The sequence below is a fragment of the Nonomuraea sp. NPDC048892 genome, from assembly GCF_040649735.1.
GTDB classification, from domain to species: domain Bacteria; phylum Actinomycetota; class Actinomycetes; order Streptosporangiales; family Streptosporangiaceae; genus Nonomuraea; species Nonomuraea maheshkhaliensis.
The window spans coordinates 84,151-107,604 of the sequence record NZ_JBEZFZ010000029.1 but is presented as its reverse complement, the minus strand read 5'-3'; the positions used below and the strand labels follow the sequence as shown (position 1 = coordinate 107,604).

At 70.7% G+C, this 23,454-nt stretch carries 21 protein-coding genes and 1 tRNA gene; 10 read left to right on the top strand and 12 right to left on the bottom strand.

Going from position 1 to position 23,454, the window contains the following annotated elements:
- The first annotated feature begins 105 nt into the window (after nucleotides 1-105).
- The 6 genes from AB0C28_RS47830 to AB0C28_RS47805 are packed head-to-tail and all read left to right on the top strand — an operon-like array spanning nucleotide 106 to nucleotide 6,535.
- Entirely contained in the window at nucleotides 106-1,398 is a 1,293-nt protein-coding gene (locus AB0C28_RS47830; RefSeq protein ID WP_357855174.1) for a Wzz/FepE/Etk N-terminal domain-containing protein, read from the top strand.
- Nucleotides 1,395-2,660 (top strand): hypothetical protein, encoded by a 1,266-nt coding sequence (locus tag AB0C28_RS47825; RefSeq protein WP_357855177.1) that lies wholly within the window; start codon nucleotides 1,395-1,397, stop codon nucleotides 2,658-2,660. Before AB0C28_RS47830 ends, AB0C28_RS47825 begins: the two co-directional genes overlap by 4 nt.
- Nucleotides 2,657-3,553 (top strand): hypothetical protein, encoded by an 897-nt coding sequence (locus AB0C28_RS47820; protein ID WP_357855180.1) that lies wholly within the window; start codon nucleotides 2,657-2,659, stop codon nucleotides 3,551-3,553. Before AB0C28_RS47825 ends, AB0C28_RS47820 begins: the two co-directional genes overlap by 4 nt.
- A gap of 5 nt (nucleotides 3,554-3,558) precedes the next feature.
- Nucleotides 3,559-4,404 carry a sulfotransferase gene (locus AB0C28_RS47815; RefSeq protein WP_358082903.1) on the top strand — a complete coding sequence of 282 codons (846 nt, stop codon included), beginning with the start codon at nucleotides 3,559-3,561 and terminating at the stop codon, nucleotides 4,402-4,404.
- Nucleotides 4,401-5,645 carry a lipopolysaccharide biosynthesis protein gene (locus AB0C28_RS47810; protein WP_358082883.1) on the top strand — a complete coding sequence of 415 codons (1,245 nt, stop codon included), beginning with the start codon at nucleotides 4,401-4,403 and terminating at the stop codon, nucleotides 5,643-5,645. Before AB0C28_RS47815 ends, AB0C28_RS47810 begins: the two co-directional genes overlap by 4 nt.
- Entirely contained in the window at nucleotides 5,642-6,535 is an 894-nt protein-coding gene (locus AB0C28_RS47805) for a sulfotransferase (RefSeq protein ID WP_358082880.1), read from the top strand. The genes AB0C28_RS47810 and AB0C28_RS47805 overlap by 4 nt, the downstream gene beginning before the upstream one ends.
- Nucleotides 6,536-6,540: 5 nt before the next feature.
- Here the strand turns inward: AB0C28_RS47805 and AB0C28_RS47800 are convergent, their stop codons facing one another.
- From AB0C28_RS47800 to AB0C28_RS47745, 12 genes are all read right to left on the bottom strand, one after another.
- A complete protein-coding gene (locus AB0C28_RS47800) occupies nucleotides 6,541-7,344 on the bottom strand; it encodes a WecB/TagA/CpsF family glycosyltransferase (RefSeq protein WP_357855188.1) in 804 nt (267 codons plus the stop codon).
- Between the two features lie 89 nt (nucleotides 7,345-7,433).
- Nucleotides 7,434-8,366 (bottom strand): glycosyltransferase, encoded by a 933-nt coding sequence (locus AB0C28_RS47795; RefSeq protein WP_357855191.1) that lies wholly within the window; start codon nucleotides 8,364-8,366, stop codon nucleotides 7,434-7,436.
- Nucleotides 8,363-9,256: a sulfotransferase gene (locus tag AB0C28_RS47790; RefSeq protein WP_357855194.1), complete on the bottom strand. Its 894-nt coding sequence runs from the start codon at nucleotides 9,254-9,256 to the stop codon at nucleotides 8,363-8,365. Before AB0C28_RS47790 ends, AB0C28_RS47795 begins: the two co-directional genes overlap by 4 nt.
- Before the next feature lie 90 nt (nucleotides 9,257-9,346).
- Nucleotides 9,347-10,714 carry a sulfate adenylyltransferase subunit CysN gene (cysN, locus tag AB0C28_RS47785; RefSeq protein ID WP_357855197.1) on the bottom strand — a complete coding sequence of 456 codons (1,368 nt, stop codon included), beginning with the start codon at nucleotides 10,712-10,714 and terminating at the stop codon, nucleotides 9,347-9,349.
- Nucleotides 10,665-11,579: a sulfate adenylyltransferase subunit CysD gene (cysD, locus tag AB0C28_RS47780; RefSeq protein ID WP_346108859.1), complete on the bottom strand. Its 915-nt coding sequence runs from the start codon at nucleotides 11,577-11,579 to the stop codon at nucleotides 10,665-10,667. The genes cysN and cysD overlap by 50 nt, the downstream gene beginning before the upstream one ends.
- Nucleotides 11,580-11,599: 20 nt before the next feature.
- Nucleotides 11,600-12,385 carry a 3'(2'),5'-bisphosphate nucleotidase CysQ gene (locus tag AB0C28_RS47775; RefSeq protein WP_358082877.1) on the bottom strand — a complete coding sequence of 262 codons (786 nt, stop codon included), beginning with the start codon at nucleotides 12,383-12,385 and terminating at the stop codon, nucleotides 11,600-11,602.
- The gene (locus AB0C28_RS47770) at nucleotides 12,385-13,743 is read right to left on the bottom strand and encodes a sugar transferase (protein ID WP_357855548.1); all 1,359 of its coding nucleotides are present in this window, start codon (nucleotides 13,741-13,743) and stop codon (nucleotides 12,385-12,387) included. Before AB0C28_RS47770 ends, AB0C28_RS47775 begins: the two co-directional genes overlap by 1 nt.
- Nucleotides 13,744-13,936: 193 nt before the next feature.
- Nucleotides 13,937-14,521, bottom strand: a complete 585-nt coding sequence (gene pth, locus AB0C28_RS47765; RefSeq protein WP_358082874.1) for an aminoacyl-tRNA hydrolase — start codon at nucleotides 14,519-14,521, stop codon at nucleotides 13,937-13,939.
- Nucleotides 14,522-14,588: 67 nt separating this feature from the next.
- The gene (locus AB0C28_RS47760) at nucleotides 14,589-15,203 is read right to left on the bottom strand and encodes a 50S ribosomal protein L25/general stress protein Ctc (RefSeq protein WP_357855206.1); all 615 of its coding nucleotides are present in this window, start codon (nucleotides 15,201-15,203) and stop codon (nucleotides 14,589-14,591) included.
- A gap of 97 nt (nucleotides 15,204-15,300) precedes the next feature.
- A complete protein-coding gene (locus AB0C28_RS47755) occupies nucleotides 15,301-16,278 on the bottom strand; it encodes a ribose-phosphate diphosphokinase (protein WP_357855209.1) in 978 nt (325 codons plus the stop codon).
- The gene (gene glmU, locus AB0C28_RS47750) at nucleotides 16,275-17,723 is read right to left on the bottom strand and encodes a bifunctional UDP-N-acetylglucosamine diphosphorylase/glucosamine-1-phosphate N-acetyltransferase GlmU (RefSeq protein ID WP_357855212.1); all 1,449 of its coding nucleotides are present in this window, start codon (nucleotides 17,721-17,723) and stop codon (nucleotides 16,275-16,277) included. Before glmU ends, AB0C28_RS47755 begins: the two co-directional genes overlap by 4 nt.
- A 125-nt stretch (nucleotides 17,724-17,848) precedes the next feature.
- Nucleotides 17,849-17,920, bottom strand: a tRNA-Gln gene (locus AB0C28_RS47745).
- Nucleotides 17,921-18,219: 299 nt separating this feature from the next.
- Between AB0C28_RS47745 and AB0C28_RS47740 the strand changes: the two genes are divergently transcribed.
- The 4 genes from AB0C28_RS47740 (at nucleotide 18,220) to AB0C28_RS47725 (ending at nucleotide 23,234) form a co-directional block, all read left to right on the top strand.
- Nucleotides 18,220-19,158, top strand: a complete 939-nt coding sequence (locus tag AB0C28_RS47740) for an acyl-CoA desaturase (protein WP_358082870.1) — start codon at nucleotides 18,220-18,222, stop codon at nucleotides 19,156-19,158.
- 55 nt (nucleotides 19,159-19,213) lie between these two features.
- Nucleotides 19,214-20,146 (top strand): TetR family transcriptional regulator, encoded by a 933-nt coding sequence (locus AB0C28_RS47735; RefSeq protein WP_358082867.1) that lies wholly within the window; start codon nucleotides 19,214-19,216, stop codon nucleotides 20,144-20,146.
- Between the two features lie 118 nt (nucleotides 20,147-20,264).
- Nucleotides 20,265-22,325 carry an RNA degradosome polyphosphate kinase gene (locus tag AB0C28_RS47730; protein WP_358082864.1) on the top strand — a complete coding sequence of 687 codons (2,061 nt, stop codon included), beginning with the start codon at nucleotides 20,265-20,267 and terminating at the stop codon, nucleotides 22,323-22,325.
- Nucleotides 22,326-22,352: 27 nt separating this feature from the next.
- Complete coding sequence (locus tag AB0C28_RS47725) at nucleotides 22,353-23,234, top strand: NUDIX hydrolase (RefSeq protein ID WP_358082861.1); 882 nt, start codon at nucleotides 22,353-22,355, stop codon at nucleotides 23,232-23,234.
- The last annotated feature ends 220 nt before the right edge of the window (nucleotides 23,235-23,454 follow it).

The following is a 23,454-nucleotide window of genomic DNA, read 5'->3' as shown; positions in this document are numbered from 1 at the left end:
ATTTCCCGAAATTTCCATTTATCGGGAGGCTTCTATATGGCCTTTCCGGAGAAAATCTTGAGTATTCAGCCGGGCCAATTACCGGCCCGCCTATAGTGGGCGCTCATGAGCTCCGGCACCGACCTGGACGAGCATCTGTCGCTGCTGCGCAGGCGGTGGCTGCTCCTGGTGGGCTGCGTGGTCGTCGGCGGCACCGCAGGCCTCGCGCTCATGCGCTTCGTCCCGCCCGCCTACACCGCCACCACGCAGGTGCTGGTCATGCCCGTCGGCCCGCAGGAGCAGGCCAACCAGGTGACCAGCCGCCAGCGCGAGGCGCTCAACCTCGACACCGAGGCCCAGGTCGCGCAGTCGGCCGTGGTCGCGGCCAGGGCGGCCAGAGAGCTGGGCGCCGACGTGCTCGAACCGGCCGAGGTCTCCGTGCCGCCCAACTCGGCGGTGTTGTGGATCTCGGTGACCGCCGCCGACCCCACCGCCGCGGCCGCGCGGTCCAGGGCCTACGCGCGGGCCTACCTCGCCAACCGGCGCGAGAGCGCGCTCACCTCCATGGCCGAGCAGCAGGAAGCGGTGCTGAGCAAGCTCAAGCAGGTCAACGCCGGCATCGACACGGTGATCAAGCAGCTCGGCACGCTGCCCAAGGGCGGCGCGGAGCACGCCATCGCCGCGCAGCGCCAGGGCGTGCTCAACCGGCAGGCGGCCAACCTGGCGCTCAAGTACGACGCGCTCAGGACCGTCGCCGTGACCCCCGGCTCCGTCATCAGCCAGGCCGTCCCGCCCGCCGAGCCCAGCTCCCCCAGCCTGCCGCTGCACCTCGGCACCGGGCTGATGGCCGGGCTGCTGATCGGCTCGGCCGCCGCCTACGCCCGCGACCGCCTCGACACGCGGCTGCGGACCGCCGCCGACGTCGAACGCCTCACCGGCCTGCCCGTGCTCAGCGACCTGTCGGGCCCGCGCGAGCACGGCACGCTGCACGAGCTGGCCGGCGCCGTGGTCTCCGCCTGCCCGGGCAAGCGGCTGCTGGTCAAGGCACTGCCCGCCGACCTGTACGCCTCCGCCCTGGCCGAGCCGCTGTCGATCAGCGCACCGCTGGTCGTGCTCGACGGCACCGACGTACGCGACCTGTCCAGGGCCGACGCCGCCGTGCTGCTGGTGGGGCTCGGCCTGGTGCGGGCCGGGGAGGTCACCGCCACCGTGACCCGGCTCGCCCGGCACGACGTTCCCGTCATCGGCGTGGTGACGGCCACCGACGCGGTGCCGTCGTTCGTACCCCTGCTGGAGCCGCTCCCGCACACCCCGCTCGGCAAGCTCGTCGCGACCGGCGAGCTGGAGCCGGGCACCGCGGCCGAGACCACCCCCATGCAGGCCCTCCACCACCCGCGGCGGCCGGGTCATCCGACGTGACGACGGCCGCGTGGCCCATCGCGGCGCTGCTGGTGGGCTACCCGATCTGGTGGGCCCTCGGGTTCGGCGGGCTGTCGGTGATCGTGCTGGCCGGGCCCATGGCGGTGCTGCTGTGGCGGCGCCGCCCGATCAGGGTGCCCCGGGGGTTCGGGCTGTGGGCGCTGCTGCTGGCCGGCTACCTGATCAGCGCGCTGATGCTGGCCGAGACGCCGCCGGGCACGTACGGCGAGCTCGGCGCCGGCCGGATCATCGGCTACGGCATGCGCCTGGGGCTCTACTGCTCGGCCCTGATCATGGTGCTCTACCTGGGCAACCTCACCGAGCGGGAGCTGCCGCAGCTGCGCCTGGTGCGCATGCTGGGCGTGCTGTTCGTCACCACGGTCGCGGGCGGGCTGCTCGGCGTGTTCCTCCCCGCCTTCTCCTTCACCTCGCCGCTGGAGCTGGTGCTGCCCGAGTGGATCAGCGGCAACTCGTTCGTGCGCAACCTCATCCATCCCACCGCCGCCCAGACGCAGAAGGTGCTCGGCTTCGCCATGCCCAGGCCGGAGGCGCCGTACGAGTGGGCCAACGCCTGGGGCAGCAACGCCTCGGTGCTGCTGGTCTGGTTCGTGGTCGGCTGGTGGGTGCACGGCAGGACGCGGCACCGGGTGTTCGTCGCGGTCGTGCTGGCCCTGGCCGCCATCCCGATCGTGTACTCGCTCAACCGCGGCCTGTGGATCGGGCTCGGCCTGGCCGTGCTGTACGTGATCGTCCGGGTCGGAGGGCGGACCAGGGTCGCGCTCTGCGGCGCGGTGGTGGCGGCGGCGCTGGCGTTCACGCTCAGCCCGCTGGCGGGCCTGGTCACGCAGCGGCTGGACCGGCCCCACTCCAACGACATCCGCGCCTTCACGATCTCCGCGACCCTCGCCGCCGCCGGTCACTCGCCCGTCATCGGCTACGGCAACACCCGCAACGCCCTGGGCAGCCACCGCTCGATCACCACGGGCAAGACCGGCTGGTGCGACACCTGCGGGCATCCGCCGCTGGGCAGCGACGGGCAACTCTGGCTGCTGATCATCACGCAGGGGTTCACGGGGGCGGCCCTCTACGTGGCGTTCTTCCTGGGGGCGATCCGCCGCCACTGGCGCGACCGCAGCCCCGTCGGGCTGGCCGGGGTGCTCGTGATGGGGCTGGTGCTGCTCTACATGTTCGTCTACGACGGCCTGGTCACGCCGCTCAGCCTGTATCTCGTCTCGTTCGCCCTCCTGTGGAGGAACTCATGAACGACTCCGCCGTCCGTCTCGGCTACCTGGAGGAGACCGTGCGGCTGCTGTATCCGGGGGGCGGTCCCGCGCGGGCGTACACGCTGCTGCCGCACGCCCGCGTGCCGCGCAGGCTGGCGCCGCGCCGCTGGTGGCACATGGGGGCGCGGATCGCGGTGCCGGTCGAGGACTCCATCACCACGTACCTGAGCGAGGTGTTCGAGCGGCCGGTGGAGACCGTTCTTCACGTACGTCCCGCGCTGCGGGCCAACCGCAAGCCCGTCCTGGAGGCCCGCTCCGGCGGGCGGCGGCTGGCGTTCGTGAAGATCGGCGACACCGCGCGGGCCCGCGCGCTGGTCACGGCCGAGGCGGCGGCGCTGCGCCGGCTGGCCGGGCTGGCCCTCGACACCGTCACCGTCCCCACGGTGCTGCACCACGGCGACTGGCGCGGCCTGTCGGTGCTGGCCCTGTCACCGCTGCCGGTGCGGCGCGGCCGGGTCCCCGAGCGGCTGCTGCTGGACGCGATCAAGGAGATCGCCGGCACCGGCGGCCCGCGCCCGGCCTGGCACGGCGACTTCTCCCCGTGGAACCTCGGCAACGCCCCCGACGGCCGGCTGCTGGTGTGGGACTGGGAGCGGTACGAGATCGGCGTCCCCTACGGGTTCGACGCCGTGCACCACCTCTTCCAGCGGGCGCTGCGCAGGATGGCGCCGCCGGTCGCGGCCCGCGCGTGCGTGGCCCGCTCCGTACGAACGCTCGCGCCCCTCGGACTGGCCGCCGCGGCGGCCAAGCAGACCGCCATGCGCTACCTCATCGCCCTGGCCGACCGGCACGCCGCCGACGGCCACACCCCGCTCGGGCCGCCGGAGTCCTGGCTCAACCCGGCCGTCGACCACGAGGAGCTGCTCACGTGAAGACCATGAAGCGATCGGTGCTGTCGTTGTCGCTGGCAACCGGCCGGTTCACCTCGGGGGCCCGCCTGCTGCCGTCGTTCCTGATCACGGGCGCGCAGCGGTGCGGCACCACGTCGCTCTACCGCGCCCTGGCCCAGCATCCGCTGCTGCTCAAGCCGGTGCTGCGCAAGGGGGTGCACTACTTCGACGTCGGCTACGAGCACGGCCTGAACTGGTACCAGTCGCACTTCCCGCTGCGGATGAGCGCGGCCCTGCTCGGCCACCGGTACGGCAGCCGCGCCCACGCCTACGAGTCCTCTCCCTACTACCTGTTCCACCCGCTGGCCGGCGAGCGCATCGCCGCCGACCTGCCCGGCGTCAAGCTGATCGTGCTGGTCCGCGACCCGGTCGAACGGGCCTGCTCCGCCCACGCCCACGAGCTGGCCAGGGGCTTCGAGACGGAGTCGCACTTCGAGCGGGCTCTGGAGCTCGAGCCGGAGCGCCTGGCCGGGGCCGACAACCTGCTCAGGGAGTCCCCGTACGCGCTGCACCACTCCCACCGCCACCACGCCTACCTGGCCAGGGGCCGCTACGCCGACCAGCTCGACCGGCTGGAGCCGCTGATCGGCCACCAGCGCATCCTCGTGCTCGACAGCCACCGCTTCTTCACCGATCCCGAGGCGGCCTACGATCGGGTGCTGGAGTTCCTGCGGGTGCCGCACGTGGGCTATCCCGTGTTCGAGCGGCACAACGGGCGCTCGCTGCCGCGCCGGGTGCCGAAGGAGCTCGCCCGGTCTCTGCGGGAGCACTTCGCGCCGTACGACGCGCGGCTGACGCGCTGGCTGGGCGGTGAGCCCTCGTGGCGGCGGTGACCTTCCGCAGAGGGCTGGCCGGGGTCAGCGGGGCCGCTTTCAGCGCGCTCGCCCAGTTCGTCCTCGTGGTGGTGGTGACCAGGGCGTATCCGGCGGCCGAGGCCGGCGGGTTCTTCACCGCGACCGCGCTCGCGCTCATGGTGGCGGGCGTCGCCAAGCTGGACGCGGGCAACGGGCTCATCTACTTCATCGCGCGGGCCAGGACGTACGGCTATCGCGGCATCTCCGGCTACCTGCGGGCGGCGCTCGTGCCCTGCGTGCTGGTGGCGGCGGGGGCGGCGGTCGTGCTGTACCCGCGCATCGGGCCGCTGGCGGCGCTGCTGCCCGTCATGGTGGTGGTGGACGTGCTGCTGGCCGCCACCCGGGGGTTCGGGTCGCTGCGGCCCACCGTGCTGCTGGACGGGATGCTGGTGCCGGCCTGCCAGCTCGTGCTGGTGGCCGCTCTGGCAGTGGCCGGGACGCCGGCCTCGTGGCTGCCGGTGGCGTGGGGGGCTCCGTACCTGCCCGCGCTGGTGCTGGCCGCGGCCGGGCTGCGGGGGCGGGCGCCGCGCACGGCGTACCTGCCGGGGACCGGGAGGGACCTGTGGCGCTACACCGCGCCGCGCTCGGCCGCCGGCGCCATCCAGGCGGTGTTTCAGCGGATGGACATCGTCATCGTGGCCGTGCTCGCCGGGCCCGCGCCGGCCGCCGTCTACACGGCCGCGACCCGGTTCAAGGTGGTCGGGCAACTGGCCAACCAGGGGCTGGCACAGGCGGTGCAGACCGGGCTGGTCAGAGCGCTGGCCGCGGGCGAGCAGGAGCGGGCCGGGGAGCTGTACCAGGCGGCCACCGTCTGGCTGGTGCTGCTCACCTGGCCGGTGTGGCTGGCCTACGCGGGGCTCGCGCCGTGGGTGCTGCGGCTGTTCGGGCCCTCGTACGGCTCCGCCGTGCCCGTGGCACTGGTGCTGGCCGGGACGATGATGGTGGCCACCGCGTGCGGGATGGTGGACGTCGTCCTGACCGCCGCCGGACATACCGGCACGAGCCTGCTCAACCTGCTGGCCGCCGTCGGCTGCACCGTGCTGCTCGACCTGGCGCTGGTCCCGGCCCACGGCGCGCTCGGAGCGGTGGCCGGCTGGTCGGGGGGCGTGCTGGTGAAGAACCTGCTCCCCCTGTGGCAACTGCACCGCCGCTACGGGCTGCACCCCTTCGGCCGCCACACCCTCGCGGCCCTGCGCGTACGCGGCTGGGCGGCGGCATGACGGTGCTGGTGACGGGCCTGCCGCGGAGCGGGACGAGCTGGACGGGCAAGATGCTCGCCGCCGGCGGCGACCTGGTCTACGTCAACGAGCCGCTCAACCCCCAGCACCCTCCCGGCCGCTGCCCCGGGGTGCTGTCCGCCCAGGTCACGCACCGGTTCCAGTACATCTGCGACGACAACTCCGACCTCTGGCTGCCCGCCTTCCGCGACACGGCGGCCCTGCGGTACCGGTGGCTGGCCGAGTTGCGTGCGAACCGGTCCCCGTACGATCTGGCGCGCCTGCTCCGCTACGGCACCGCCTTCACCCTCGGCCGCCTGGCCGGGCGGAGGGCGCTGCTCGACGACCCGTTCGCGGTGCTGAGCGCGGGCTGGTTCGCGCGCCGGCTCGGCTGCCGGGTCATCGCCCTCGTACGGGATCCGGTGTCGTTCGTGGCCAGCTGGGAGCGACTGGGCTGGACGGTGTACTTCCACGAGCTGCTCGAACAGCCGCTGCTCGTCCGCGACCATCCCGAGCTGCTGGAGCTGCGCTCGCTCGTCGGCTCCCAGGACCGGCTGGCCAAGGCGGCGGCGCTGTGGCGGGTGACCAGGGCGATCCTGGAGCGCACGCCGGGCATCCTGGTCACGTCGTACGAGTCGCTGGCCGCCGACCCGGTGCCCGCCTTCCGGCGCCTGTACGCGTACGCCGGGCTGCCCTGGACCCCCGCCGCCGAACGCCGCATCACCAGGGCCTGCTGCCACGAGGCGGGCGAGGGCGCGGGCTCCGGCTTCGCCTGGTCCGGTTTGTCGCGTACGGCCTACCGCCCGATGGATTCCCGCCGTGCCCTGTCGGAGGGCCCCCGCGGCCTCACCCCGGACCAGGCCACCCGCATCCGCGCCCTGACGGGGGCCTGAGCCTGCTACGGCGAGCTGAGTCGCTCCGGGCGGCGGCGGCTCGGCGTGAGGAGATGGCGAGGGTGTCTCAGTGCGCGGAGGCCGCTTCTGAGGCGGACTGTCAGGCAGCCGGTGAGCAGGCCCGCCGCGAACGGCAGGTCGTCGATCAGGTAGCGGCGCGCCAGCCGCCCCGGCTCGGTGAGAAGCCGGAACGCCCACTCCAGCCCGGCCCGCCGCAGCCACTCAGGAGCCCTGGCCACCGTGCCCGCGGCGAAGGCGATGGCCGCCCCGCAGCCCACGAACCACGCCTGCGGCAGCTCTTCCCGCAGGGAGGCGATGAGCCGGTCCTGGCGAGGGAAGCCGAGGCCGACGAAGACGATCCTGGGCCGGGCGGCGACCACCTTGCGGCGGGCGCGGTCGATCCCTTCGGGGGTGGCGTCGAAGCGGTAGGGCGGCGCGTCGACCCCGCACACCCGTAACCCGGAGTGACGCCGCCTGAGCGCGCCGGCCGCCTTCCTGGCCACACCGGGCGGGCCGCCGAGCAGGTAGACGGGCCAGCCACGGCGGGCGGCGAGCCCGCTCAGCGACCAGATGAGATCGGCCCCCGTGACCCGTTCCGGCACGGGCGTGCCGAGCAGCCTGGCGGCCCACACCAACGGCATCCCGTCGGGAACGACGAGCTCGGCCGAGCACACCAGCCGCTGGAGCTTGGGGTCTGCGGCGACAGCACGGCAGATGTCCACATTCGGGGTGACAATCCGCCCGCCCCGGCCGACCTCCAGATCCGCGGCCACCCGCTCAACGACCTCCGCCTCCGTCAACGCATCCACCCCCACCCCACCCACGACCACCCGCCCGTCGCCAGACCGCCGCCGCGACGCCTCACCGCTCCCCTGCGGCTCGTCGCCCTGGGGCGGGATCAAATGCCGTGTCCGCGGGTGTGCAGGGCCGACAGCACCGTGGGCGCGGAGACGAGCCCGGCCGCCACCGCGAGCGCGATCGGGGCGCGTGGCTCGCGGGGCCGGGTGGCGAAGGCGCGGGCGGCCCAGCGGACGGCCGCGCGCCGTCGCCCGAGGGCGGCGTGGCCGAACGCCAGCTGACCGTAGACCCGCGCCGCGCCGCACGGGTCCACGGCCAGTTCCGGATGCCGGGCGAGCATCCACTCCAGCCCGGCGATGCGGTCCGCCCACCGGGCGGCGTAGTGGGACCCGGCCCAGCGCACGAGCACAAGCGGCCGGTCGATGTGGACGAGCGGCCGCCGCTTGGCGGCGCGTAGCGCCAGGTCCCAGTCTTCGTTCTGTCCGGCGGGGGCGCTCTCGTCGGGCCGGAGCTCGCCGCGCCGGAACAGAAAGGTCGATGAGTGCACCATCACCATCCGCGACCGGATCAGGTCGGCCGCGGTCACCACGGAGGCGCCGGCGAGACGGGCCACGCGACGGCCGCGGTGCTCCACCTCGATGCCGCAGCTGGCGAACTCGCCGCCGCCGTCACGCAGGGCGCGGATCTGGGCGGTGAGCTTGCCGGGCAGCCACACGTCATCGTCGTCGCAGAAGGCGATCAGCTCGGTGTCACAGGCGTCGATGCCGGTGTTACGCGCACCGGGAAGTCCAGGGGTGCGCGTGTTGCCCAGAACGCGCACCGTCCGCTCCGCCCCGCCCGATCGCCCAGCCAACCGCTCGTCCGGCAGCCCGGCCAGTTGCCCCGTCACCTCATGGGCGCTGACGCCGTCCGCCACCACGACCACGTCGAGCCGCCCGGCATGCTCCTGGCCGAGCACGGCGGCCACGGCCTCGCGCAGCGGCCCCCGGCGGTCGCCCCGGGTCGGGACGATCACCCCCACCGAGGGCGTCACGCCGCCCCCCGATACCCGTAACGCGCCCGCAGCGGCCACGTCAGGGCGCTGACCACGCGCCGGTCCGCCTCGGGCAGCCGCGCCCGCCACATGTCATCGCGGCACAGCACGATCTGCCCCACGTGAAAGCGCATCGGATTGCCCGAGACCGTGTGGGAGTGGCCGAGCCAGGCGGTGCGTCCGTGCAGGAAGGGCAGCTCGGGCTCGGGCAGCCCGAGCTGGAACGCCAGCGCCCGCAGGGTGTCGCCGGGCGCGGCGACCAGGTCCTCGTACCGGATCCTGGTCACGCGGGCCCTGCGCATGGGCAGGAGCGAGAGCGCGGCGTTCTGCGCCGTCCAGTGGACGGCGGTGCGGGCCGGGCTCCAGCGGGTCATCGGCCGCCCGTCCTCGGGCCGCCGCACGGTCCTGCTCCAGGAGTGGGCCACCGCGCGGGGATCGCGCACCACGTGCACGATCTTCAGGTCGACGCCGCCGGCGATCAGGCAGCGGGCCAGCGAGGCGTGCTTGCTGGAGTCGACGACGACCGGCGCGCCGGTCGCGTCGTAGAGCTGCCGGTACGCCCGCACGTACTCGGCCAGATCGGGATGGCCGATCCGGGGGATTCTGCGGGTGCGGTCGATCCTAGTTCTCAGTCTCAGGATCCGTTCTGCCGACCCTCGCGTCCAGCCACCAAAGGCGCGCTCCCCCACGAAGCGCCAAAATGGACACGAAGGGAAGGACGCACCGCACCCGCAGAGCTCTTCCGCGAGAACCCCGCGCTCCCACAGGTGCACCACCTCGCCGAGCGCCACCACGCCGGGAAGCTCACCGAGGAGCCGCTCCAGCAGCGTGGTGCCGCTGCGTCCGAGGCCGCCCAGGTAGATCACCTGGGCGTGCGTGCTGTCTGTCACGGGGCAGGGCCTTCGCGTCGTCGACTACCGAACGCGACGACCTTAGCGCGCAGGGTAATCGGCGGGTATGGAAAACCCCAAAAGATCTACCTAGCTGGCGTCCATGATCATGCCGGCGCCGACGGTGCCGTTCGTGGCCTCGTCCACGAGGATGAAACCGCCGGTCAGCCGGTTACGGGCATAGTCGTCCACGAACATCGGCTGGGTGACCCGCAGCGACACGCGCCCGATCTCGTTGAGGCCGAGCGAGGTCGCCTCCTCGTCCCTGTGCAGGGTGTTGACGTCGAGCCGGTAGTGCAGGTCACGCACCATGGCGCGGGCTGTACGGGTCGTGTGCTTGATCGTCAGCTTCGAGCGCGGCGTCAGCTTGACCGCGTCGGCCATCCAGCAGACCATCGCCTGCAGCTCCTGCGCGACCTGCGGCTGGTTGTTGGGCCTGGCGATCATGTCGCCGCGCGAGATGTCGAGGTCGTCCTCGAAGCGCAGCGTCACCGACATGGGCGGGAACGCCTCCTCCACCGGCCCGTCGAAGGTGTCGATGGAGGCGATCCGCGTGGTCAGGCCCGAGGGCAGGTGGACGACCTCGTCGCCGGGCTTGAGCACGCCGCCGGCCACCTGGCCCGCGTAGCCGCGGTAGTCGTGGAAGGCGTGGTCGGTGGCCCGCTGCGGGCGGATCACGTACTGGACGGGGAAGCGCACGTCGACCAGGTTGCGGTCGGAGGCGATGTGCACGTTCTCCAGGTGGTGCAGCAGCGAGGTGCCGAGGTACCAGGGCATGTTCTCCGAACGGGAGACCACGTTGTCGCCGTTGAGCGCGGAGATCGGGATGAAGGTCAGGTCGGTGACGTTCAGCTTGGACGCGAACGCCGTGAACTCCTCCCTGATCTCCTCGAAGCGCTCACGCGAGTAGCCGACCAGGTCCATCTTGTTGACGGCCAGCACCAGGTGCGGGACGCGCAGCAGCGAGGTCAGGAACGCGTGCCTGCGCGACTGCTCCAGCACGCCCTTGCGCGCGTCGATGAGGATGATCGCCAGGTCGGCCGTGGAGGCGCCGGTGACCATGTTCCTCGTGTACTGGATGTGGCCGGGCGTGTCGGCGATGATGAACTTGCGGCGCGGCGTCGCGAAATAGCGGTACGCCACGTCGATCGTGATGCCCTGCTCCCGCTCGGCCCGCAGGCCGTCGGTCAGCAGCGACAGGTCGGTGTATTCGGTGCCCCGGTCGCGCGAGGTGCGTTCGACGGCTTCGAGCTGGTCCTCGAAGATCGCCTTGGAGTCGAAGAGCAACCGTCCGATGAGGGTGGACTTGCCGTCGTCGACGCTTCCCGCCGTGGCAAAGCGAAGGATGTCCATTAGCTGTGACCTTCGAAAGTAGACGCCGTCTGAATGACTGGTACGGACGGTTCCATCAGAAGTAGCCCTCGCGTTTCCGGTCCTCCATGGCGGCCTCGGAGGCACGGTCGTCGGCCCTGGTGGCGCCGCGCTCGGTGATCCGGGTGGCCGCGATCTCCTCGATGATCTCCTCCACCGTGGCGGCCGAGGACTGCACGGCGCCCGTGCAGGTCATGTCGCCCACCGTGCGGTAGCGCACCACCGACTCGAACAGCGGCTCGTCGTCGCCGCGCTGTACGACGTCGGAGTCGGGCAGCAGCATGCCGTCGCGCTCGAAGACCTTGCGGGTGTGGGCGAAGTAGATGGAGGGGATCTCGATGCCCTCGCGCCTGATGTAGTCCCAGACGTCGAGCTCGGTCCAGTTGGACAGCGGGAAGACGCGGATGTGCTCGCCCTTGCGGATGCGCGAGTTGTAGAGGTTCCACAGCTCGGGGCGCTGGTTCTTCGGATCCCACTGCCCGAAGTCGTCGCGGAAGGAGAACACCCGCTCCTTGGCCCTGGCCTTCTCCTCGTCGCGCCGCGCGCCGCCGAACACCGCGTCGAACTCGTGCTCCTCGATCGCGTCGAGCAGCGTGGTGGTCTGCAGGCGGTTGCGCGAGGCGCGCCGCCCGGTGTCCTCCACGACCCGGCCCTGGTCGATGGAGTCCTGCACGCTGGCCACGATCAGCCGCGCGCCCAGCTCGGCCGAGCGGCGGTCGCGGAACTCGATGACCTCGTCGAAGTTGTGGCCGGTGTCGACGTGCATGAGCGGGAACGGGATCGGCGCGGGCCAGAAGGCCTTCTCCGCGATGCGGAGCATCACGATCGAGTCCTTGCCTCCGGAGAAGAGCAGACACGGACGCTCGAACTCGGCCGCCACTTCGCGCATGATGTGGATGGCCTCTGCTTCGAGCACGTCGAGCTGCGACGTCGTGTAGTCGCGCTGGAGCATGGGAGCTTTCCTCCGGCGGTTCAGCGGTGCAGGTCCCGGATGCCGGCGAGCAGGGATGTCGCCAGCTCCGGTAGGGAAACCAGGATATCCGGTAGTGATGGGTCGGCTTGGTTGTAGGTGAGCTCGGAGCCGTCGATCCGGCTCGCGTGAGCCCCGGCGACCTGGGCGACGGCGACCGGCGCGGCCGAATCCCACTCGTACTGGCCACCGGCGTGTACGTACGCCTCGACCTCTCCGGTGAGCACGGCCGAGATCTTCGCGCCGGCCGACCCGATGGGCACGAGGTCGGCCCCGACGAGGTAGGCCAGCTTGCGCACGAACTCGGGCGGCCTGGTGCGGCTCACCGCGATGCGGAAGCGGCCCTTCTCGAAGGCGGGCGGCTTCGGCGGCTCGGCGGTGGTCAGGGTGCGGCCCTGGGCGGGCAGCGCCACGGCGCCGGCGGCCAGCCTGCCCCGCTCCCACAGCGCCACGTGGACCGCCCAGTCGGCCCGGCCCACCTCTTCGTCCTCGGTCAGCCGCTCGGAGAACTCGCGCGTGCCGTCCAGGGGATCGACGATCCAGACCCGCTCGGCGCTCAGCCGGCGCGGATCGAGCCGCTCCTCGCGCGTGGCCTCCTCCGACAGCACGCTGTCGCTGGGCCGCAGCCGGCCGAGGGACTCCATGAGGTAGACGTGGGAGGCCCGGTCACCCTCCGCCCGCAGCGCGGCCGCGTCACCGTAGCCCATGCGCTCGCGGATCCGCAGCAGCCGCTCGCCCGCCTCGTTCGCCAGATCGGCGGCGAGGGCGTGGTCGTCGCGAATCGTCATCAATATGCTCCTTGCCCGCGGGCGACGGCCGACCAAGTCTTCCACAGGATCTGTAGGTCCAAGGTGAGGGACCAGTTCTCGACGTAACGCAGGTCCAGACGTACGGATTCCTCCCACGATAGGTCAGATCTGCCACTGACCTGCCACAGCCCGGTCAGCCCAGGGCGTACGAGGAGTCGTCTGCGCACGTCGTCACCGTAGCGCGCCACCTCTTCCGGCAGTGGCGGCCGGGGGCCCACGAGCGACATGTGGCCGCGTACGACGTTGAGGAGCTGAGGCAGCTCGTCGAGCGAGTGGCGGCGCATCAGCGAGCCGAGCGGCGTGACCCGGGGGTCGTTGCGCAGCTTGAACAGCAGCCCGTCGCGGTCGCTGACCAGGGTCACCTTCTGCTGCTCAGAACCGCGGCGCATCGTGCGGAACTTCACGATCGTGAACAGCCGGCCGTCCCTGCCCACCCGAGTCTGGCGGAACAGCGCGGGCCCCGGGCTGGTCAGGCGCACGGCCGCGGCCAGCCCGGCCAGCGCCGGGGCCAGCAGCACCAGCAGGGCGGCGGCCACCAGCCGGTCGAAGACGTTTTTCACCAGTTGCCTGACCCCGGCCAGCTCGGGGTGATCGACGTGCAGCAGCGGCATGCCGGCGATGGGCCTGATCATGGTGCGCGGCCCGGCCACGTCCATCAGCGCCGGGGCGACGACCAGCTCGGTGCGGGTGCGCTCCAGCCGCCAGGCCAGCCGGCGCAGCGCCTGGCCGTCCATCTCGGGGCAGGCCAGCACGGCCACGGTGTCGGCGTCGTACTGCTCCACCACGATCGGCACGTCGGTGAGGTCGCCCGCGACCGGGACGTCCGCCACCCGCCGGCCCACGTGCCCGCCGGGCAGGCAGGCGGCGACCACGTCCATGCCGTGGTGGCGTTCGCGGCGGAAGAGCCGGATCAGCTCCTCGATCGAGGACTCGTGACCGGCCGCGACCACCTTGCGCATGCAGGCGCCCGCGGCGCGGCGGCGGTGCAGCGAGCGGCGCAGGGCGTACCTGAAGACGAGGGTGAACAGCGTGACCAGGGGCAGGGCCAGCACGACGTAGCCGCGGGCGACGTCGGTCTTGGTCACGTAGGAGCCGATGGCCGTGCCGGCCACCAGCGCCACGCCGGTCTGCACGATCCGGCGGAACTCCTCGGAGCCGACGCCGAGCATGCGCGGCTCGTACGCCCGGTTGAGCGCCACCGCGCAGCACCACACCCCCGGCAGCACCATGCTGACCAGCAGGTACGGCAGCACGTAAGGCGTGATCCCGCCGAATCTGACGGTGAAGGCGGCCCCGGCCCCGATCGCCGCCCCGCACAGGTCTCCCGCCACGGCCATCAGCCGGTAGGAGCGGACCCAGGAGAGCGTGCGCGGCCGGTCTCCCCAGCCGAGCTCATGACCCGTCCTGACGACGGCCATGACCCCATCACCGCGCACGCCTGCCTCCAGGTGACCAACCTCTCCTGAACGGACAGTCACCGATCGTAGCCGTGCGTAAGGCCGCGATCCGGCGAACGACTCTATGCGGGGATCAGCGAGGAGGGCCGGATATGTGCAGATCAGCCCGGTGGAAGTCGTTCTGTGTGGCCTCCAGGCCGCGGGTCATCAGCGACTCCACCACGTCGGCGGCCCGGTCGACCAGGAAGGGCAGGTCCTTGCGCTCCATGGTGGCGAAGTCTCTGAGCACGAACGAGGCCGGGTCCATGCGGCCGGGCGGGCGCCCGATGCCGAAGCGGACACGCAGGTAGTCGCGGGTGCCGAGCACCTTGGTGATCGACTTGAGGCCGTTGTGGCCGTTGTCGCCGCCGCCCGGCTTGGCCCGCAGCGCGCCGTAGGGCACGTCGAGCTCGTCGTGGACGACGATCAGCCGCTCGGGGCCGATCTTGTAGAAGTCGCAGAGCGCCTTGACGGGCCCGCCGGACAGGTTCATGTACGTCAGGGGCTTGGCCAGAACGGCGGTGCTCGTCTCGCACACCTCGGCCCTGCTCTTGTGGGCCTTCATCCGCCCGCCGGCCCTGGCGGCCAGCTCGTCCAGCACCATGAAGCCGGCGTTGTGCCGGTTGCCCGCGTATTCGGGCCCTGGGTTACCCAGTCCGGCGATCAACCAGCGATCCATGCGCTCCCCTCACAGCGGAACGGGACGGCTCGAATCCGGCCGCCCCGTCCACGATCGAACCCGACGCTTACTCGCTGTCGGCGGCCTGCGCGGTCTCGCCCTCGGCGGCCACTTCGCCGCCTTCCTCGCCCTCGGCGGGAGCCTCCATCGGCTTGTTGATGACCTGGAGAATCACGGCCTCGGGGTCGGCGGTCAGCGTGCTGCCCTGCGGCAGCTTGAGCTGGGCGGCGGTGACCACGGTGCCGACCGTGAGGCCCTCGACGTCGACCTCGATGCCGGTCGGGATGTGGGTGGCCTCGGCCTCCACGCCGATGGAGACGAGCTGCTGGTCGAGCAGGCCCTCGGAGTTGACGTCGCCGGTCGTGGTGACCGGGATCTCGACCGTGACCTTCTCGCCGCTCCGGACCAGGAGCAGGTCGACGTGCTCGACGAAGCCCTTGATCGGGTCGCGCTGGACGCCCTTGGGCAGCGCGAGCTCGTCGACGCCCTCACCCTTGAGGCGGATCAGCACGTTGGGCGTGCGCAGCGCGAGCAGCACCTCGTGGCCCGGCAGGGTCAGGTGCTTGGGGTCGATGCCGTGCCCGTAGAGAACGGCGGGCACCTTGTCGGCACGGCGGATCTTGCGGGCGGCGCCCTTGCCGAACGTGGTGCGCGGCTCGGCGGCGATGCGAACTTCAGACACGACATCTCCTAGGGATGCGGTAGGCGGCTGGTGCGGCGCTCTCCCTGACCCGCCCTAGCGGGAGGCGTTACGAGCGCAACCTGTTCAGTCTACTGGCTCACGTGTCGCCCTCGAACAAGCTCGTGACCGAACCGTCCTGGAACACCTCGGTGATCGCGCGGGCGATGAGCGGCGCGATGGACAGCACGGTGAGCTTGTCGAACTTGGCGCTCTCGGCCAGCGGCAGCGTGTTGGTGACGATGACCTCGGAGATCCGGGAGTTCTTCAGCCGGTCGACGGCGGGGTCGGAGAAGACCGCGTGGGTGGCGGCCACGATCACGTTGGTGGCGCCCTGGTCGTAGAGGGCATCGGCGGCCTTGCAGATGGTGCCGGCGGTGTCGATCATGTCGTCGATGAGGACGCAGGTGCGGCCGCGCACCTTGCCGACGACCTCGCTGACCTTGACCGAGTTGGCCACGTCGAGGTCGCGCCGCTTGTGGATGAACGCCAGCGGCGTGCCCAGCGTGTCGGCCCAGCGCTCCGACAGGCGCACCCGGCCGGTGTCGGGCGAGACGACGGTGGTGTTCTCCAGGTCGAGCTTGTTCTTGAGGTAGCTCTCCAGCACCGGCATGGCGAACAGGTGGTCGACCGGGCCGTCGAAGAAGCCCTGGATCTGGGAGGTGTGCAGGTCGATCGACATGAGCCGGTCGGCGCCCGCGGTCTTGAACAGGTCGGCCATCAGCCGGGCCGTGATGGGCTCGCGGCCGCGGCCCTTCTTGTCCTGGCGGGCGTAGCCGAAGAACGGCATGACCACGGTGATGCGCTTGGCGGAGGCCCGCTTGAGCGCGTCGACCATGATGAGTTGTTCCATGATCCACTTGTTGATCGGCCCGGTGTGGCTCTGGATGACGAAGGCGTCGCAGCCGCGTACGGACTCCAGATAGCGGGCGTAGATCTCGCCGTTGGCGAAGTCGATGAGTTTGGTGGGGGTGAGGGAGACGCCGACGTGCTCGGCGACCTCGTCGGCCAGCTCCGGATGTGCCCGGCCCGAGAAGAGCATGAGGTTCTTCTCACCGGGCTGTTTGATGCTGGTCACTGCTCTTTCTCCTGATCTTGCCCGGCCAGCGCCCGCTCGGCGGCCGCGGCCGATTTCGTGCCCGCGCGCCTGCGCACGACCCATTTCTCGATGTTGCGCTGCCGTGCGCGGGCCACGCCGATGGCGCCCGGGGGGACGTCGTCGGTGATGGTCGAGCCCGCCGCCGTGTAGGCGCCGTCGCCGACGGTCACCGGGGCGACGAGCATGGTGTCGCAGCCGACGAACGCGCCGTCGCGCACGGTGGTGTGGTGCTTGTCGACCCCGTCGTAGTTGACGAAGACGGTGGAGGCGCCGATGTTGACGTCGTCGCCGATGGTGGCGTCTCCCGCATAGGACAGGTGCGGCACCTTGGAGCGCTGGCCGACCTTGGTGTTCTTCATCTCGACGAAGGTCCCGGCCTTGGACCTGTGACCCAGCACGGTGCCGGGGCGCAGGTAGGCGTAGGGGCCGACGTTGGCCTCCGGGCCGATCTCGGCGTGGTCGCAGACCGCGTTGCGGACCACGGCGCCCTGCCCGACGAACGTGTCGGTCAGCGTGGTCGCGGGGCCGACCTCGGCGCCGGACTCGATGACCGTGGCGCCGTGGAGCTGGGTGGCGGGGTGGACGACCGCGTCGGGGCCGATCTTGACCCCGACGTCGATCCAGGTGGAGTCGGGGTCGACGATCGTGACCCCGGCCCGCATGTGGGCCTCAAGCAGGCGCCGGTTGAGCACCTTGCGGACGGCGGCCAGCTGCACGCGGTCGTTGACGCCCTCGACCTCGACGAAGTCGGCGGCCACGCAGGCGCCTACCCGGTGGCCGTCGCGGCGCAGGATGGCGAGGACGTCGGTCAGGTATTCCTCGCCCTGGGCGTTGTCGGTGGACACGCGCTTGACGGCGTCGGCGAGCAGCAGGCCGTCGAAGGCGTAGATGCCGGAGTTCATCTCCCTGATGGCACGCTGCTCCGGATCGGCGTCCTTCTCCTCGACGATCTCCAGGACCGCGCCGGCGTCGTCGCGGATGATCCGCCCGTAGCCGGTCGGGTCGGGCACCTCGGCCGTCAGCACGGTGACCGCGTTGCCCTCGGCGGCGTGCCGTTCGAGCAGCCCGGCCAGGGTCTCGGTGCGCAGGAGCGGCACGTCGCCGTAGGTGACCAGGACGGTGCCGGAGATCGTGCCGACCTCTTCGAGCACGGTGCGGACGGCGTGGCCGGTGCCGCGCTGCTCGCGCTGGACGACCGCGCGGGCGTCGGGGCTGCTCGCGGCGAGATGGCCGCCGACCTGCTCAAGGGCGTGGCCGATGACCACGATGAGCCGCTCGGGGTCGAGGTCGCGGGCGGCGGAGAGCATGTGGTCGACCAGTGCTCGGCCGCACACCTCGTGGAGGACTTTCGGGGTCTGGCTCTTCATCCGGGTGCCCTCGCCCGCGGCGAGGACGATCACGGCTGCCGGGCGCGGCACACTCACGGACTGAGGCTCCTGTGGCTGGAAGGATCAGGGCTCTGCGGTACGTCTACCGCACCGCTACCCTCCCGACACCGTGAGGATACCTGGCCCCACCCCGGAGATTTCGCGGGGGGAACACCTCAGAGCTCCCGGAAGAGGACTCGAACCCCTACAAAGTGGACCAAAACCACTTGTCCTGCCGATTAGACGATCCGGGACGGGCCGAACACGTGATGTCCGACACCCCCTACGATACCGACCCCGCGGCCTGGCGCGCGCCCGTAATAGCCTCCCGCCCGCGCAACGTAGCGCATCCGCCCTGCTGACAGGGGTTTCGGAGCGGGCGTCCTTATAACAGACCGTCCGAAACGGCGCAAGCCACGAACCCCACGCACCTTGCCGGAAGCGCCGTCATCTTCCCGATATTCCCAACTTAGGTCTTCCTAACTTACGCTGGCGTAGGTTACGGTGGCGTAGCCTGGACATACATCCACATACACGTCGTTGGAGGTCGCCAGTGACCGTTATCGCCGAGCGTTCAGCCTCTTCCCCGAAACCGGAGTTCGAAGCGGAGCCGAAGTCCAAGTCCGAGCTCATCACCTTCGGACTGGTCGTCGGGCTGCCCATCGTCGCGCTCGCCGCGGCCGTGCCGTTCGCGTGGGGATGGGGGCTCGGCTGGACGGACATCGCCATCGCGTTCGTCTTCTACGTGGTCTCCGGACTCGGTGTCACGGTGGGGCTGCACCGCTACTTCACGCACGGCTCGTTCAAGGCCAAGCGGCCGCTGAAGATCGCGCTGGGCATCGCCGGCACCCTGTCGCTGGAGATGTCCGTGCTCGACTGGGTGGCCACGCACCGCAAGCACCACAAGTTCTCCGACAAGGAGGGTGACCCGCACTCGCCGTGGCGCTTCGGCCCTGGCTTCAAGAACATGGCCAAGGGCCTGCTCTACGCCCACATGGGCTGGCTGTTCGAGAGCGAGCGCACCAACAGGGAGAAGTACGCCCCCGACCTGTGCCGGGACGACGACGTGCTGAAGATGCACAAGTGGTTCGGCGCCATGGCGCTCGCCTCGATCCTGCTGCCCGGCGTGCTCGGCCTGCTGCTCACCTGGTCCTGGCAGGGCGGCCTGACCGCGCTGTTCTGGGGCTCGCTCATCCGCATCGGCCTGCTGCACCACGTGACCTGGTCGATCAACTCGATCTGCCACGTCTTCGGCGAGGAGAACTTCCAGGTCCGCGACAAGTCGCGCAACGTGTGGTGGCTGGCCATCCCCTCCTTCGGCGAGTCGTGGCACAACCTGCACCACTCCGACCCGACCTGCGCCAGGCACGGCGTGCTCAAGGGTCAGATCGACCTGAGCGCGGGCCTGATCAGGATCTTCGAGAAGCTGGGCTGGGTATATGACGTGCGCTGGCCGACGCCTGAGCGCCTGGCGGCGAAGCGCGTTGCCTGACCCTGCCCAAGATCCGATGAGCGGCCACGGAAGCGTGGCCGTCATTATGGGTACCGTGACCGAACCCCGATCCCGCAGGCGCATGTCCGGTGCAGAGCGAAGAGAGCAGCTGATCAGCATCAGCCGCACGCTCTTCGCGGAGAAGGGGTTCGACGGGACCTCTATCGAGGAGATCGCCGCTACCGCGCAGGTGTCGAAACCCGTGGTATACGAACATTTCGGTGGTAAGGAAGGCGTCTACGCCGTCGTCGTCGACCGCGAGATGCAGAAGCTGCTCGGCATGATCACCGAAGCCCTCTCCGCCTCCCACGCGCTGATCAAGCTGGAACGGGCCGCGCTGGCCCTGCTCCACTACATCGAGGAGAGCAGCGAGGGCTTCCGCATCCTGGTCCGCGACTCCCACGCGGCCTCGGGCACGGGCACGTTCGCGAGCCTGATCAGCGAGATCGCCAGCCAGGTGGAGGACGTGCTGGCCGACGAGTTCGCGGGCCGCGGCTACGACCCCAAGCTGGCCCCGATGTACGCCCAGATGCTGGTCGGCATGGTGGCGCTGACCGGCCAGTGGTGGCTCGACGTGCGCAAGCCGGGCCGCGAGGAGGTCGCCGCCCATCTGGTCAACCTGGCCTGGAACGGCCTGACCGGGCTCAACCCCACTCCGTCGATCACCGTCACGGGCAGCCGTGGCCAGGGCCAGCCGCCCAAGCCGCGGACGAGCGGGGAGAAGGAGCTGCGCGAGTTCGAGAAGGCCAGGGAGAAGGAGTTCAAGGAGGCCGAGAAGCAGCGTCAGCGCGAGCTCAAGGAGGCAGAGAAGGCCAGGGTGCGCGAGCTGAAGGAGCGCGAGCGGCTGCTGAAGGAGGCGGAGAAGGAACGCGAGCGCCTGCTCAAGGAGGCCGAGAAGGCCCGCGAGCGGGAGGAGAAGATCCGCCAGCGGGAGGCCAGGCTGGCCGAACGGGCCGCCCGTCTCGAACAGGTAGATCATCCTGAGTGAGTCTTGAACACTCGGGGCGTACCGGGTGACGATGGGGTTGAGCTGGGCCGACCTTCCAGGTTGAGCCGTTGCGGCTACGTTAACGTTCTGTTCAACCAATTGGGGCAATATACGCCATATGTCCGCAGAACCGGTCGGAACTGCCAACGACCTGCCCCTGCCACAGGAGCGGTTTCTCAACCGTGAGGAGAGCTGGCTCCAGTTCAACGAACGCGTCCTCGACCTGGCCGAAGATCCCTCCCTTCCCCTCCTCGAACGGGTGCGCTTCCTCGCCATCTTCGCCAGCAACCTGGACGAGTTCTTCCGGGTCAGGGTGGCCGGACTGAAACGGCGCATGGCGACCGGCCTGCTGCTGCGGACCAGGAGCGGGCTCAAGCCCCGCGAAGAGCTGATCAGGATCGCGACCGTCGCCGACCGGCTGGCCAGGCGGCACGCGGCGGCCTTCCACCAGCAGATCTGCCCCGAGCTGGCCACCGAGGGCATCGAGGTCGTCCGGTGGGACAACCTCGGCCGCGAGGAGCGCACCGAGCTGCGCAAACTGTTCAGGGAACGGATCAGGCCCGTGCTGACGCCGCTGGCCGTCGATCCCGCCCACCCGTTTCCCTACATCTCCGGGCTCAGCCTGAATCTGGCCGTCCTCGTGCGCAACCCGGCGACCGGCCACACGGTGTTCGCCCGGGTCAAGGTTCCCTCGCAGCTCCCCCGGTTCGTCCCGGCGTCCAAAGACCGCTTCGTCCCGCTCGAAGACGTCATCGCCGCTCATCTCGGACAGCTCTTCAAGGGCATGGAGATCCTCCAGCACCACGTCTTCCGCGTCACCAGGAACGAGGACCTCGACGTCGACGAGGACGTCACCGAGAACCTCATGCAGGCCCTGGAGAAGGAGCTGCTGAAGCGGCGCTTCGGCCCGCCCGTGCGCCTGGAGGTCGAGGACACGATCACCCCCGAGGTGCTCGCGCCGCTGGTCGAGGAGCTGGAGCTGGCCACGCACGAGATCTACCGGCTGCCTGGGCCGCTCGACCTGTCGGGCCTGCACGCCATCGCCGACCTCGACCGGGGCGAGCTGAGCTACCGGCCGTTCGTGCCGGCCGAGGTGATCAACGCCGAGGACGACGTCTTCTCGATCCTGCGCGAGCGCGACGTGCTGCTGCACCACCCGTACGACTCGTTCGCCACCAGCGTCCAGCACTTCATCGAGGCCGCCGCGGCCGACCCGCGGGTCCTGGCGATCAAGCACACCCTCTACCGCACCAGCGGCGACTCCCCCATCGTGGACGCCCTGGTCGACGCGGCCGAGGCCGGCAAGCAGGTCGTGGTCGTCGTCGAGATCAAGGCCCGCTTCGACGAGCGGGCCAACATCACCTGGGCGCGCAAGCTGGAGCGGGCCGGCTGTCACGTCGTCTACGGCGTGGTCGGGCTCAAGACCCACTGCAAGCTCGCCCTCGTCGTACGCCAGGAGCCCTCGGGCGAGCTGCGCCGCTACTGCCACATCGGCACCGGCAACTACAACCCCAAGACCGCCCGCCAGTACGAGGACTTCGGCCTGCTCACCGCCGATCCGCTGGTCGGCGAGGACGTCACCGACCTGTTCATCCACCTGACCGGCTACTCCCACCACTCCGCCTACCGCCGCCTGCTGGTCGCGCCCCACTCCATGCGCGGCGGGCTGCTGGCCAGGATCGAGCGGGAGATCACCCACCAGCAGGCCGGGCGTCCCGCGCGGATCAGGATCAAGACGAACTCGCTGGTGGACGAGCCGATCATCGACGCCCTCTACCGGGCCTCCAGGGCGGGCGTTCCGGTGGATCTGTGGGTACGCGGCATCTGCACCCTGCGTCCGGGCATTCCCGATTTGTCGGAGACGATCCGCGTACGGTCGATCCTGGGGCGCTTCCTGGAGCACTCCCGCGTCTACGAGTTCGGCCTCGGGCGCCGGCCCGAGGTGTGGATCGGCAGCGCCGACCTGATGCGCCGCAACCTCGACCGCCGCGTCGAAGCCCTGGTCAAGGTCACGGCGCCGCAGCACAAGGCGTACCTCATGGAGCTGATGGACCTGGCCATGGCCGAGAACACCAACGCGTGGTGGCTCAACTCCGACGGCACCTGGAACCGTCATCCTGGCGAGGACCTGCAGAGTCACCTCATCGGCACCCGCCGCTGGAGGACCGTTGACGACTGACCTGCCTCGCGTCACCGGGAGAGAGTGATGATGACCGACCCGCTCCGGGCCGCCGGAGCCGTGGTCTGGCGGGGCGAGCAGAGCCGCCCCGAGGTGGCCGTCATCCACCGGCCCGCCTACGACGACTGGACCCTCCCCAAGGGCAAGCTGAAGCCGGGCGAGCACGAGATCGCCGCCGCTCTGCGCGAGGTCCGCGAGGAGACCGGCCTGACCGTCCTGCTCGGCCGCGCGCTGCCGCCGGTCCACTACATGACCATGGGACGGCTCAAGCGGGTCGACTACTGGGTGGCGCGGGCCGCCACTGACGACGGGGCTGACGCCGGGTTCGACGGCGGCTTCCATGCCGGCTTCGAGCCGGGCGAGGAGGTGGACGAGCTGCGCTGGCTGCCGGTCGAGGAGGCCAGGCAGCTGCTGACGTACGAGTGGGACGCCGGGCTGCTGCGCGCGCTGCGGGCCGCGCCGCTGGAGACCGTGCCCCTCGTCCTGGTCCGGCACGGCTCGGCCGGTTCCAGGAGCGAGTGGCAGGGCGACGACGCCGCGCGTCCACTCGACGCCGACGGCGGTTCCCAGGCGGCGACCCTGGCCACGGCCCTGCCCGCCTACCGCCCCGAGACGCTGCTGAGCTCGCCCAGCCTGCGCAGCGTGCAGACGCTGGAGCCGTACGCGGCCGCGATCGGCGCCTCGCTCAGGACCGACCCGCTGCTCAGCGAGGAGAGCCAGGATCCGAACAAGACGCCGGAACTGGTCGGGCGTCTCTCGGGGCCCGCGGCCGTGTGCAGCCACGGCAAGGTGCTGCCCGCCCTCATCGAGGCGCTGAGCGGCAAGGACGTGCACCTGCGCAAGGGAGCGTTCGCCGTCCTGCACCGGGCCGGCGGCCAGGTCGTCAGCGTGGAACGCTACGAGACCTGAGCGATGGTGCGGCGCTACGAGATCTGATGCATTTTGCAGCGGATTCGCCCTCTATTGCGGTCTTCGCCGTTTCAGACGCGACATGAATGGAGACGAGCCGTAATGACGACGGCAGGAACCCTCCCGGCCTGGAGAAGCCGTGCACAAATCCCCGCCGGACCAAGCGCCTGCGATTGACAGGAAACGTTCATTTCCGGTTTTGTGAAAGCCTGTCAGAAGT